Origin of the sequence: Mucilaginibacter lappiensis, from assembly GCF_050433765.1 — a bacterium.
GTDB lineage: Bacteria > Bacteroidota > Bacteroidia > Sphingobacteriales > Sphingobacteriaceae > Mucilaginibacter > Mucilaginibacter lappiensis_A.
Map to the genome: position 1 here is coordinate 1 of NZ_JBNPWP010000004.1, position 13,195 is coordinate 13,195.

The 13,195-nt window shown below is 41.6% G+C and carries 15 protein-coding genes; 5 read left to right on the forward strand and 10 right to left on the reverse strand.

Annotated features, from left to right (window positions below):
- Positions 1-181 precede the first annotated feature (181 nt).
- From M2273_RS13200 to M2273_RS13245, 10 genes are all read right to left on the reverse strand, one after another.
- The gene (locus M2273_RS13200; RefSeq protein WP_429397508.1) at positions 182-1,411 is read right to left on the reverse strand and encodes an ROK family protein; all 1,230 of its coding nucleotides are present in this window, start codon (positions 1,409-1,411) and stop codon (positions 182-184) included.
- 224 nt (positions 1,412-1,635) lie between these two features.
- Positions 1,636-2,169: a hypothetical protein gene (locus M2273_RS13205; protein WP_429397509.1), complete on the reverse strand. Its 534-nt coding sequence runs from the start codon at positions 2,167-2,169 to the stop codon at positions 1,636-1,638.
- Positions 2,170-2,190: 21 nt separating this feature from the next.
- Positions 2,191-2,688, reverse strand: coding sequence for a hypothetical protein (locus M2273_RS13210; RefSeq protein WP_429397511.1), 498 nt, complete (start codon positions 2,686-2,688; stop codon positions 2,191-2,193).
- A 79-nt stretch (positions 2,689-2,767) separates the two neighbouring features.
- On the reverse strand, positions 2,768-3,202 hold the full coding sequence (locus tag M2273_RS13215; protein WP_429397513.1) for a VOC family protein: 435 nt from the start codon (positions 3,200-3,202) through the stop codon (positions 2,768-2,770).
- Positions 3,203-3,208: 6 nt separating this feature from the next.
- Entirely contained in the window at positions 3,209-3,931 is a 723-nt protein-coding gene (locus M2273_RS13220; protein WP_429397515.1) for a DUF2071 domain-containing protein, read from the reverse strand.
- Between the two features lie 390 nt (positions 3,932-4,321).
- Positions 4,322-6,739 carry a glycoside hydrolase family 3 N-terminal domain-containing protein gene (locus tag M2273_RS13225; protein WP_429397517.1) on the reverse strand — a complete coding sequence of 806 codons (2,418 nt, stop codon included), beginning with the start codon at positions 6,737-6,739 and terminating at the stop codon, positions 4,322-4,324.
- A 563-nt stretch (positions 6,740-7,302) separates the two neighbouring features.
- Positions 7,303-8,343 (reverse strand): alpha/beta hydrolase family protein, encoded by a 1,041-nt coding sequence (locus M2273_RS13230; RefSeq protein ID WP_429397519.1) that lies wholly within the window; start codon positions 8,341-8,343, stop codon positions 7,303-7,305.
- Positions 8,344-8,413: 70 nt separating this feature from the next.
- Positions 8,414-8,995 (reverse strand): Crp/Fnr family transcriptional regulator, encoded by a 582-nt coding sequence (locus tag M2273_RS13235; protein WP_429397521.1) that lies wholly within the window; start codon positions 8,993-8,995, stop codon positions 8,414-8,416.
- Between the two features lie 80 nt (positions 8,996-9,075).
- Positions 9,076-9,600, reverse strand: a complete 525-nt coding sequence (locus M2273_RS13240; RefSeq protein WP_429397523.1) for an O-acetyl-ADP-ribose deacetylase — start codon at positions 9,598-9,600, stop codon at positions 9,076-9,078.
- Between the two features lie 11 nt (positions 9,601-9,611).
- Complete coding sequence (locus M2273_RS13245) at positions 9,612-9,926, reverse strand: hypothetical protein (protein WP_429397525.1); 315 nt, start codon at positions 9,924-9,926, stop codon at positions 9,612-9,614.
- A 149-nt stretch (positions 9,927-10,075) separates the two neighbouring features.
- Between M2273_RS13245 and M2273_RS13250 the strand changes: the two genes are divergently transcribed.
- The 5 genes from M2273_RS13250 to M2273_RS13270 all read left to right on the forward strand — a co-directional run bounded on the left by M2273_RS13250 (position 10,076) and on the right by M2273_RS13270 (position 13,192).
- On the forward strand, positions 10,076-10,630 hold the full coding sequence (locus tag M2273_RS13250) for a Crp/Fnr family transcriptional regulator (protein WP_429397527.1): 555 nt from the start codon (positions 10,076-10,078) through the stop codon (positions 10,628-10,630).
- A 76-nt stretch (positions 10,631-10,706) separates the two neighbouring features.
- A complete protein-coding gene (locus M2273_RS13255; protein ID WP_429397529.1) occupies positions 10,707-11,096 on the forward strand; it encodes a VOC family protein in 390 nt (129 codons plus the stop codon).
- Positions 11,097-11,133: 37 nt separating this feature from the next.
- Positions 11,134-11,526, forward strand: coding sequence for a hypothetical protein (locus M2273_RS13260; RefSeq protein ID WP_429397531.1), 393 nt, complete (start codon positions 11,134-11,136; stop codon positions 11,524-11,526).
- Positions 11,507-12,397 (forward strand): hypothetical protein, encoded by an 891-nt coding sequence (locus tag M2273_RS13265; RefSeq protein WP_429397533.1) that lies wholly within the window; start codon positions 11,507-11,509, stop codon positions 12,395-12,397. Before M2273_RS13260 ends, M2273_RS13265 begins: the two co-directional genes overlap by 20 nt.
- An 87-nt stretch (positions 12,398-12,484) precedes the next feature.
- The gene (locus M2273_RS13270) at positions 12,485-13,192 is read left to right on the forward strand and encodes a hypothetical protein (protein WP_429397535.1); all 708 of its coding nucleotides are present in this window, start codon (positions 12,485-12,487) and stop codon (positions 13,190-13,192) included.
- The last annotated feature ends 3 nt before the right edge of the window (positions 13,193-13,195 follow it).

Below are 13,195 nucleotides of genomic sequence, written 5' to 3' on the forward strand. Positions count from 1 at the left end.
CCAAGGTATTGGTGGAAAAAGACCTATTGATATGATCACCTTAAACAACACAAAATAAACCTGCTACCTTGTCATCGAATTACTAAACCCTTACAGCAATGACGTTGTGGTAAACACAGCTTAACATTTGCACATCTGAGATCTGCTCACTTGCACATCTTACTTCATCCGCGCATCAATTTCACGCCACTGCTTTAGCGGCCTTGCTTACCTTTGCTTTTACTGTTTTATCAAAGTTTTCCATTACCAGCACAGCAGCGCCTATCAGTTCGGCATCAAAACCAAGCTCAGATACCAACAATTCCGTACCTGCCGAAAGCCTTGGGATACAATATTTATGCAGCGCCTGCTGTATAGGTGCCATTAATATTTTGGCAACTTTTGCTCCCCTGCCGCTCAATACAATAATAGCCGGGTTCATGATGTGGATCAGGATAGCCAGGGCCTTCCCTATTTTATATCCGGCATCAGATAGCAGTTCAATGGCAAACTGATCGCCATTGTTGGCAGCTTCCAGAATAGCATCACCCACCAATTTAGAGTGGTCATTACTATTGTATTTTAAACTGGTAATACGGCCCTGCTGAATACCTGCAATAGCCTTTTGGGCCACTACCAGTAATGAAGCTTCGGCCTCCAAACAACCGCGTTTACCGCATTCGCAAAGCGCGCCATCCTCTGATAGTGGTATGTGGCTTAGTTCGCCTGCAAAACCATTATATCCTCTGAACAGCTTTCCATTTACAATCATCCCCAGGCCTATACCCCAGCCCAGGTTAATAACCATTACTTCATTTTGCGATTTGGCTATGCCAAATTTTTGTTCGGCAAGGGCTATCAAACTCGAGTCGTTATCAATATATGTGGTGATACCAGTTTTAGCAGTAAGGTAAGCAGTAAGGCTTTGTCCGCCGGCATCAAGATAAGTGTAGTTAATACCCTCGGTTACGTTTATAAAACCCGGCATACCTATTCCTATACCAGCAATTTTTTCTTTAGCGATACCTGTATTTTTAAGATATCCATTGATCTGCTCAATCAATTTAGCCAAAGCATCGGGGTTATTCAGCAGCTTAAGCTCAAAAGTAAGCATATCAGCCACTGGATTATTCAGCAGATCAAACAACTGTATACGTGCTGTTAGCTGGTCTAACGCTATGGCCAGGATATGCATGGCACTTGATTTTACAGAATACATTAGCGGGCGGCGGCCTCCGCTGGATGGCGCATAACCATCCTCAACAACAAAGCCTTCGTGCATTAATTCATTTACAGCTTTGGCTATTGATGGTATGCTTTTATCAAATAACTCGCTCAACCCCGCACATGACATCGCTTTATTAAAGTAAAGCTTTTTGATGATCATATTCTTTAGCTGACTGCCCTTTACACCTTTATTCTCCAGTTCCATTCAATAATTAATAATTGGTTTATAACAGGCAATGCCTTAGTGTTTTGAATTGTATAAAAATATAAATAAAGTATTTAAGTACAACTGTAAAAATCACAGTTAGTAAGTGTTTGATTAGTTGACAAAATTAATGAAACAATTGCCTACAAAAATTAAATAAAAAGTTATTATTATATATCTTTCAATTAAGCGAAATATTTTTACAAATCAACATCTTTTAGAGCTCAAGGCATCATCCAAAACCGCCAGCCATTCCAATAGTTATTGTACTGGCGATCAAAATCACGAAATTGTTTAATGGGAGGCAGGTTATGCGCGGAGGCGAAAGTGTTATAAAGCTGTTCGGTACCGAAATTATTGAGCTGCTTAGTTTTTAAATTATACACCATATACCCCGAATCGACAGAGGCGCACAGGTCATCATATTTAACCAGATAGGTGTCAATGTGGATCTGTTCAGACTTACCATCAGGCACAAAATAAGCAAAGGTATCACCTTCACTCATGGTTTCGCCATGCCCCAGCGGAATATAGGAATCATCGCCAAGCCCGTGGTTCCCGTAATAAGTAAAAGAGAATACAAACAGCACAGCGGCTAAAACTTTATAAACTATCAGGAATTTGTACCACTTAAAATCCGTATCCTTTTTCTGCAGTTTCCTGATAATGGCCCTTATTGAAAAAATCACCGCCGTATAAATAAGTCCCAGTATGACTATTTTTACTATTTCGAACAGGAAATGAAAGAGTACAGCCATATTTATAATCTGTTTACCCTATTACTGCACATTAAAATACTTTTTGTAATCATCTTCAATGTTGGTCATATCAACGTTTACAGGCACTTTAGCAGGGTCAAAAAGGTACAAATTAAATAATTGAGCAACAGTATCCAGCTTAATGATCATTACCGTTTTATCAGCTTTTACAAATTTTAAAAACTTTTGATCCTGTGCATCAATGATCCTGAGCTTTTGCTTGCTAAGATATTCATGTGATTGACTTGAATAATACACGGCATCATCTGCACTTGCGTAAAAGGCATCGTCGCCATATTTTTTTCTTCGCTTTTCAATTTCAACAGCATCCACTTTAGTAAATACCGCGGCTATTGAATCAACAGTTAGAGTATCCTGTTTGTCGACATTATTTTTTATAGCTATTGAGTGTCTAACCGACTTTTTATTGACTTTTTTTGAAGTGACCTTTTGGGGTGGTGAGGCACAACCTGAAAGTATAATGGAACAAAACAAGATTAATTTAGTGAAAGGTCTCATAAAGCTCTTATCCTCGCCAATTTAAGTTTTCTTATTTGAATTGGCGGAACTTCTTATCAAATTTAGATAAGTTATTTTTTTATTTAGATCCGCTATCCTCTTGCATAAACATCCAACGCTGGCCTTCCAGATCGGCGGCGCGATAACGGGTTCCGGGGTAGCCTTCCTCCAGCTCAGATAGAATGGTTGCTCCACCGTTTTTAGCTTGTTTGTAATGTTGTTTCACATCATCTACATAAACTAATACACCGTTAATGACATAAGGAACACCGTACCATTTGGCAGCGATAGCGTAGTTTTGGGCATGACGGGCAGGCCCCTGATAATCAGGAGTAGGTTCGGCCAGCATAACAATACTATCGCCCATGGCTATTTCGCCATGACTTAACCGGCCGTTATCGTCCGTCATTCTGGTTACTTCCTTAAATCCAAAAACCTCGCATAACCAATTCAAAGCCGCTATGCCATCCTCATAGGCCAGCATGGGTATAATTTTTTGGGTTGGGTTACTCATAAAAGATCATTTATCTGTTACCTGCTTATCCGATTTTGATAACCATTCATGCGGTATATTGGTCATGAGCAAAGCATTATCAAACTGAACCGAACCTTTGGGAAATACCGATTCATCCTCAAAATAACTTGACCTTACCTGGCTTACTTCCAGGGCCTTTACCTCCCATTTATCGGTTTCAAGCAACAAGCCTTCGTATTTGTTGCCATTGGGCGAATATCCTGTTGAGCCTGCCTTAAAAAACTCCGAAGCCGTGGAAAGGCTTTTAAAGACCGATTGAGGATTAAACGTCTCGGTTCGTTTTGCATCTATGCTGATGATGGTTCCATCTGAGCTTTCAAAAGCTACATGATAGTCATCCCCTTTTTCATCAACATTAAATTTAGCATGGTGGTGTTTGCCGGGAAATATCCTCCCGCCAGTAAGCGTATTAAAGAGTGATGAGGTATCGCGTCGGGGTATATACACACCCTCTTTTGTTTGGCCATCCTCCTGCCATTCCACGGCTATGCGGTGAGCCCCATTCTCTGAACCTATCCCGATAAATGCCGGGAGCCCTTTAGGTCTTACATCCTTTAGTCTGATCAAACAGATGCCAGCTATGGCCTTACCATTAACCGCTTTTGGCGTAAAAGGTGCCGGTACTATGGTTTTGGCCACATCCATATCAACCGTAAAGTTAACCAGTATACGCCTGTCAATTATTCCTGTAATGGTTGGGATTTTCATATCTGAGATAAATATAAATATTCACAAGCATATTTAGCTCGTTCATAAGTCGGCAATTGCGTGTCGAAGGATCGTGCGGAGAGGCCTGTCCACGATGCTTCGACAAGCTCAGCATGACAGTACCCAAATACAAAAAAGCCTTCTGATGTTTTTAAAAACTTCGGAAGGCTTTTTTGGTCAGTACCGCCGGTTCAAGCGTCCACGCTTGAACTCACATTCAGGTAAGCGTCCACGCTTACTATTATTTAAACATGAGCGTGGACGCTCATATTAGCTTTCGTTCAAGCGTGGACGCTTGAACGTGCAAAGCCTTCCGAAGTTTTAAAAACTTCGGAAGGCTATCAGGCTTATTTTTTCGCTTTAAGCTCTCTGCTTTAACCTTTCAGCTCCTTACTGAACTTCAAACTCCTTCTTCAACTTAATATCCATCGATGAACTGCCGATCATCACCATAAACTTACCCGGTTCAACAGTCCAGTTCATGTTTTTATCCAGCAGGGCCAGGTCGTCAGGGTGCAGGGTAAATTGCACGGTCTTCTTTTCGCCGGGGGCAAGGTTAATACGTTCAAAGCCACGCAGATCATATTCGTAAGTAGTAACGCTGCTTACTTCATCTTTCAGGTAAAGCTGCACCACATCATCGCCTTTGCGGCTGCCGGTATTGGTTACATCCACGCTTACCTGCACATTGCCCTGTGAATTTTCTTTTTCGGGCGATACCTGCAGATTGCTGTATTCAAATTTGGTATAACTTAACCCATAACCATAAGGGTACAAGGCGCCGTTAACGCTGGTATGCCCCCAGCTGTTATCGCCACCCTGGCCTGCCTGCGAGGCTGGTTTAAACGGAAAGTTAAACTCAATTTGCCCTGTAGTTTTTGGGAAGGTAATAGGCAGCTTACCGCCCGGATTATTATCGCCAAATAAGGTTTCGGCAACTACCTGTCCGCTTTGTGGACCAGGGAACCAGGCCTCCAAAATAGCCGGTACAAATTTATTTTCCCAGTTAATGGTGAGTGGCTGTCCGTTTATCATTACCATAACTACAGGTTTGCCGGTAGCCTGTAAAGCCTGGATCAGTTTGAGCTGACGGCCGGGAAGATTAAGCCCTGTACGTGAAAGGCTTTCTCCTACACGTTTTACGTCTTCACCCACAACGGCTATCACTACATCGGCTTGTTTGGCCTGCGCTACTGCCGAATCAATACCGGCTTGCTCCTGCGCTGTTAAAGGCGTTTCGATGATCTCGCTTTCGGGCCAGGTGGGGTCAACTACATCACAGCCCTTAACATAATTAACGCTTATACCCTTGCCTGCATAGTTTTTAATACCATTAAGCACACTGGTAACCGGGTTGTGCGACGGGCCGTAACGACTGGTTGCATAGTTCTCCTCGGCAGCCAGCGGACCGGTAACCAGGATATTTTTAAGCTTGCTTTTATCCAGCGGCAACAGATCGCCCTCGTTTTTAAGCAATACCATTGATTCACGGTTCATTTTAAGCGACATCGCATCATCAGCCGCGGTATGCACCTTTTTATCAGACGATTTTGGATCTTTCACGTAAGGATCATCAAACAAACCCAGGCGAAACTTAACCCGCAGTACATCACCTACCCTTGAATCAATAAGTTTCATGGACAGTTTATTTTCTTTGATCAGCTCGCGGAGCGGCATAATATAGGTTTGCGGCATGGTAAAATTGGTACGAACGTTCAATCCCGCTTCTACCACCTGCCTTACAGCTTCTTTATAATCACCTGCTACATGGTGTTTGGAATATAGATATTCCACCGCCTCACTGTCTGATACCACATAGCCGTTAAAACCAAATTTTTGACGCAACAGCTCAGTTAAAAAGTAATAGCTGCCGGTTATAGGCACGCCATCCCAATCATTATAACTGCTCATAACGCCCATTGGGTGTGCTTCCTGTATCACCCGGCGGAATGGGTATAGATAGATCTGATACATTTCGCGCGGCGCCACATGCGGATCGGTACGGGCACTGCCATCACGACCTCCCTTAGGTACACTATATACCGCAAAGTGTTTCAGGGTTGAGGCTACGCCCTCTTCCTGTATCCCTAAAACCATTTGTTTACCCAGTTCCGCAATATGGAAAGGATTTTCGCCATAGCATTCCACAACACGGCCCCAGCGCTGATCACGGGCAGGATCAAGTATGGGGGCATAAACGTTAGTATAACCCAGGGCCTTTGCCTCGCGGCCAACGGTTTGCCCGGCCTGGCGTACCAGTTGTTTATCAAAAGTACTGCCTATGGATATAGGAGCCGGCAAAGGTGTGGCACGGTCGTGGTTAAGGCCGTGAATACCCTCGTTGGTAAAATCAACAGGGATACCTATGCGTGTTTCTTCCACAAACCATTTTTGTATAGTATTTATAGCCGACGCATGTTTGCTGTAAGGATAGGAAAATTCTGTAGTTGCTTTATCCGTTGTGGAAGTCAGGTTGTTCAGTTCCTCATCAATGTTAGCAATGCCATCTTTCCAAACTTCGTTTTTCCAGTTAGGCACAGGCATTTCGTCTTTCAAAACCCTTTTATAGCCATATAGGGTAGCCATCTGGCAGGTTTTTTCTTCAACGGTCATTTGGCTCAGCAAATCGGCAACCCGCTTTTCAATAGGCTGTGACTGATCTTCAAAAACATCCATCCGGCCGTTCTTATTAAAATCTATCCAGCCTTTATGGTAAATGTTTTTTTGTTGTGCCGATGCTGTTAGCGTGAGCCCGGCAATAAGGGCAGATACCATGCTGACGCGTGGCAATAAATACTTTTTTCTCATTCAGATGAAATTGCGGTTAGTAATTTCAAATATAGATGATTTGTGAAGATGTGTTTTGAGTATATTACAGAAGTTACGAAAACGATTGCGAGGGCTCAATCCGTTTGTGCCTGATGATAAATAATACGCATTTAGTAGGAGTATTGAGTTTTAAAATCCGGGAAACGCTGAAGGAGGAATGCCTTGCTTATCCACGCCCCATCGGGGCATCGTGTTTATAGCAATTATGAAATACATCTTCAGTTCCATAGGAGCTCCCTGACAAACCTTAATAACGTTATAGGAAGCTCCTATGGAGTTGACATCCTGATATTGTCATTCTATAAACACGATACCCCGATGGGGTGTACTCTTCGACAAAACAAACACGTAATGAGTAGCGATATCATGGCAATCTTGAAACTCAAAGCAGATATGGACAGTTCGATATTGCCTCATTTATAAGCGTTTAACAAACAGCCTGTCATCCTGTCGAAGGGTTAACAGCAGAGGCCTTCGTCTTCGACAGGCTCAGCATGACAGCCTTTTTTAGGTTGTATTTTATATTTAAGACATTTTCCACATTAAGGAGCCGGGGCACCCAATTCTTTTTTAAAAAAACCTACAGCCAGGCTATCAACCTTCAAATGCACCTGGTGCCTGCTTACCGATGGATCATCTGTAAAATAAATAGGAGCCTCTTTTTTCACCTCATCTATGGCTTCCTGCAGCATTACGTAATGACCGGTTTTACCCGGATTAACATAATATTGCGAACCTTTAATAAACTCACGGTAGCGCAGCGCGTTGGTTTTAATGGGTGCTATACTATCGCTTTGGGAACCAACAATATAAACCGGACCGGCGATATCCTTAACCTGCTTAGCTGATATAAATCCCGGACCTAAAGCCGGCGAAATAGAAAAGAACGCCTTTATGCGTTTGTCATGCAATGGCGGATAGTTTTTAGCCCCGGCCAGCAACGTACTGTCGTCAAGATATTTTGCAAGGTTTGGGTATTCGGGGATCTCCAGTTCTTTTTTTCCGGCAGTTTTATAATAGGCACGGAGGGCCATAAAATCAAACTTGCCACCGGCAAGCGCTATAACCGTAAACCCACCGAACGAAAATCCGGCTGCACCTATTTTATCCTGGTTAATAATCGGTTTAAAATCATGATCGTTCAACAGGCTTGTTAATACAAAGCTAATATCCTGCGGACGCTCCCAGGGTTTTACAAATTCGATGCCGATTTTATTATCATAAGTATTGCCCCAATGGTCAACGGCGGCAACAATAAAACCGCTTTTTACTAAGGCATCGGCCAGCCACTCCAGGCTAAGGCGGCTACCACCCGTACCGTGCGACAGCATGATCAATGGCAGCCTAACTGATAACAGCTTACCATCGCGCACTGTATTTACGCGGGTAAAGGGCGAAAAAGCTTTGTCGCTTTGTTTCAGGGTATCGGCTGTGGGGTACCAAACTTCGGTAATTAAAAGCCGGTTGCGCTTTTCGTCCTTAAAACGGAAAGTACGCTGCCCAATGTTGGTAGTTAGGTCCTGCGCAAACGTAAAAAGACTGAACAGACTGATTATAAACGCAGTAAAAATTGATTTGTACATAGTGCTATTGGTTTAAACAGTACAAAACAAGCTATTAAACCCGCTAAAAAGATTGACAATAGTCAATAAATCATTTTTTTGATTTAAGGCGGCTCAGGGTTTCCTGTGATATGCCCAGGTAATCGGCTACGATTTTGCCGGGTAGTCTTTGTATGATCTCGGGCTGGGTTTTCATCAGAATCTGGTAGCGCTCTTTTGAATCCATGGTAATAAGGCTTTCTATGCGTTGAATGGCGGCTATATAATCCTGCTCAAGGCCTATACGGTACATGGTTTCCCAGCCGGGTATCTTGTCCATCAACAGTTGCCGGTCGGCATAACTTAATACCAAAAGTTCTGATGGTTCAAGGCTTTGTATGGCTGCTAATGATGGTTGTTGTTGTATGAAACTGGGGAAAGCGGTTCCAAAATGATCCTCAAATATCAGGAACCTGGTCGACTCATTTCCATCGTCATCAATTAAAAACACCCGCAGACAGCCTTGTATCACAAAAAACAACTGCCTTACAATGCTTCCCTTTTCAACCAGTATCTCGTTGCGTTTGGTTGATTTTGGCTTAAAGCATCTGTCAATCAACTGCTCATGTTCGGCAGAAAGATTGATTTTTCCTTCAAATTGTTTTTTTAATGCCGGGTGCATATATGCTAACATAAGCATTATTTGTTAGCCCCCAACCCCCTGAAGGGGGAGTTTTTGAAAAGCGGCCTCTCTCCGTAAATAAATACCCCCCTTCAGTATTCCAGCAATTTCTTGTATATCCCGTAATTTTCATCATCAAAGCAAACAAATATCACTTGCTTTAAGGTATTATGATCAATCAGATAATCTTTTACCGTTTTTATGGCGATGGCGGCAGCTTTGTCTTTCGGAAAGTGGTAAATGCCCGTGCTGATATTAGGAAAAGCGATGGTTGTTACCTGGTTTTCGGTGGCCAATTTGAGGCTGTTCAGATAGGCAGAGGCCAGTAGTTTATCCTCGCCTTTGCTACCATCGTTATAAACCGGCCCAACAGTATGTATCACATATTTGGCGGGTAAATTACCTGCTGTGGTGATCACTGCTTCACCCGTTTTACAGCCACCCTGGCGGTTGCGGATCTGTATACACTCCTCCAATATGGCTTTGCCACCTGCCCGGTGTATGGCACCATCAACGCCACCTCCACCCAATAACGAGGTATTGGCGGCATTTACAATGGCATCAGCCTTAATTTTGGTGATATCGTCCTGTATAAGTTCTATTCTGTTAATGGTCATACTATATGCATTTACTCCGCGGCTTCTTCGCCTTTTGTACCAAGCTTTACAATATCGCCCTTTTGAAATAATATGGCTTTAAGTGTGGTTTGCCAAACCGGTTTTTGTCGCAGTAAAAACTCCAGGTCCATGCCAAAATGTTTAAATTCTTCCTGTTGGGCGTTTTGCATGATAGCTTTGGCGTCTTTATCGGTTTCAACAGCTATGCGCTGTTCGTACCAGTTAATGGCTTCGGCCTCTTCGGTTAAGGATACGATCATCCTGGCAAATGTCCTGGTCTCGGCAGATAGTTCGTGCGCAGGCTCGTGGTATTGATCAAATGACATAATGCTTTTTTTATTGATAAAAACATCAGGAGCAGCTTTTGTTTTGACCAGACTGTATTTAGAAAGGATACAATTTACATGGTAAGCTAACATTAGCGCTTTACTATATATTTGATATAACAATTGCGTCTATTATCAAATTATTGCGAATGAAAGAAAAACCTTTATTAGCTCAACCAGCCGTGCTGTCGGCATGGAAAAAATATCGGCACTTGTGGAAGGTTGCCGAGGTACCTGCCAAACATTTACTTTTAAAAGAAGGTGATATTAGCCGTAAGGTTTTTGTGATTGAGAAGGGCAGTATCCGTACCTGGTTTTATCACGATGGCAAGGAGATCAGCTTTCAGTTTTTCTTTGAGGGTGATGTGGTTTCATCTTCTGAAAGTTTTCGTAAACACACCCCAAGTATATTCAGCATCGAAACTATGGAACCATCTGCGTTACGCTGGTTAGACGTGGGGGATATGGAAATGGTTAAAAAAGAGCAAGTATTATATCATTCAATGATTGAGCATGCTGCCGAAAAGCAAGCCGAATTTATGAGGCATTTTTTCTCATACCTCAAAGACAGCCCTACACAGCGTTATGAAAACCTGTTAAAGGAAAAACCTGAATTGATAAGGCGTGTACCATTGCAGCACATAGCTTCGTACCTGGGCATTACGCAGGTATCCTTAAGTCGCATCAGGAATAAGATCAAATGATCATTTGTATTATTTAACTTTTGTTAAATACTTTTTAATTAATACTACTGAGTTTTGTGATACAAATTTGGATTGTATGAAACCACAATTGAATGCTATAACCATTGCTGTAAAAGACATAGTGAAACTGAAGCTATTTTATGTTGAACTGTTTGAATGGGAAATCATGGATGAGAGTCCAGATATTGTGATGTTTAGATTAGATCACATCATTTTGACACTTTACAAGAAAAAGGATCATGCAAAATATTTAGACTTACAGCAAGGAGAATATAATCACCCCAAATTTTATCTGACTATAAATACCGATTCGCACCGGCAAACTGATGATTTATTCGCAGAACTGAAAGTTAAAGGCGTAAATATTATTAAAGAACCGCAACAGTTTTTTTGGGGCGGTTACGGAGGTATAATAGCCGACCCCGAAGACAATTATTGGGAGATCTGTTATAATCCGGTTTCATGATCATCTTAATTAATCATTATTTCAACATTCCAACAAAATGAGTCTGCTTAAAATAATCCCGAAGATCATTTATGACGATATTAGTATCGGCCTAAAGTTTTTTACCGCCCTCGGTTTTGAAGTAAAGTACAGCGAAGATGGATTTTACATTATGAAGCGCAATGATGTAACCATTCAACTGGTGGTAAGTGAAGAAAACTTTACCATAGGCGACAGGCCGGAGTACAGGATAGAGACAGATGATATTGAAGATTTTTATGAGGAGATCAGCACTAAACATCCCGAAATTCTTCACCCTAATTTAAAAGTAATCAAGCACCAGCCCTGGGGATTAAAGGAATTTGCCTTGCACGATGAAACTTCGGTTTGTATTATCATACAACAACCATATCAATATACCCTACCCCCGCATGATACCCATGACAAATGAACAACCATCTTTACAAGACCGCGATTACAGTTCTATCAGTCCCTCAGCAAGGTCGTTATTATTGTTAAAAGGTTTAACGGACATTCCCTTTGCCCGCGAAGCGGCTGAGTTAATTAGTCGGCCACATGCTTACCAACCTGATTTTAATATCAAGGATTTTGCATTTTGGGCCAGGGTGCTGCATTTTGAATCCCGGTATAAGAGTATTAATCAGTTATTATCAGATCTGCCTGTTAAAAATGTATTAGAGCTTTCATCGGGATTTTCTTTCCGTGGGTTAAATACGGTTATTAATAATGATATTTATTATGTAGACACCGATCTGCCTGATGTAATTGATACCAAGTTAAACCTTCTGGCAGCCTTGCAACACAATATAACATCAAAGGGCAAACTGGAAACTTTGCCGCTGAACGCGCTGAATGAAGCTGATTTCACTGCCGTTGCCAATCATTTCCCCGAAGATGAAATTGTAATTGTAAACGAAGGCTTACTGGTTTATCTTGACATGAACGAAAAGAAAAAGCTATGCCATAACATCCGCAGTGTGCTTAAAAAAAGAGGTGGATACTGGATCACTGCTGATATTTATGTTAAATCGGAAAGGAAGCTCTCCAACTTAACCCCGAACGATCAGTTACAGCAATTTTTCAAGGAACACCGCATTGAAGAAAACAAATTTGAAAGTTTTGAAGAGGCCGAAGCTTTTTTCAAAAACGAAGGTTTTATAATTGACAAAGAAGCAGAGCGCGGACATCAAGCATTAGGTTCATTAAAATATTTGTCAGAAAGTGCAACAGAGGAACAGTTTACCAATTTAAGAAAGGCCGGGCGGATCCGTACTTCATGGCGTTTGAGGCTGGCGCAGTAAGTATTTTTTATTAAGGTTTCATTAAATTAAATAACATACTGCAAACCATGTCAATAATATTGTATTATTGACATGGTTTTTCTGGTTATGAAAAGAATACTCCTTATCGCTGTTATTATTTCTTTTATTATTGCATCCTGCAAAAAGGATAACAATTCATCAACTACTAATAAGGAGGATGATTGGATAAAACTGGAAATACCTAATGCCCGTGAGGCCTACGCTGTAGCCGGTGATATTGATGATACTTTACTGGTAGCCACCTGGACCAAAGCTTATTTCACTGCCGATAGGGGAAAAACCTGGCAAGAATCAAAGACTTTTGACACCAGTGTAGAAGGCTTATATATGAGTGGCGACACTGTTATGGCTTTAATGCATTTTAATGACATTCAAGCTGATGGTATTTACAAAGCTATATCAGCCCAGTACTATACACTTAATTTCGGAAAAACCTGGTACACTTATAATAACAGAAATGCAACTAATATAAGCCAACTGATAGGCATTGTTCAATCACCAATAAATAAGGCAACTTACAAGTTGAAATTTAATACTACATCCATTCCGGGCCCTGACATATATATCCATCACCCTACTGATATATTGAAAAACGGAAATATCATCAGCTTCCCATTCAAGCGCCGGCTCGAAAACTTATATCTTGATAAAGAAAGTCGTTTGTATGTAACCGCTTCCGGTGGCACTTATAACGAGAATACCGACACATTTGATTGTTGCCCGGTAACCACACCAGCTTTAATTTATATATCGAAGAAGCCTATGCCTCAATAAACA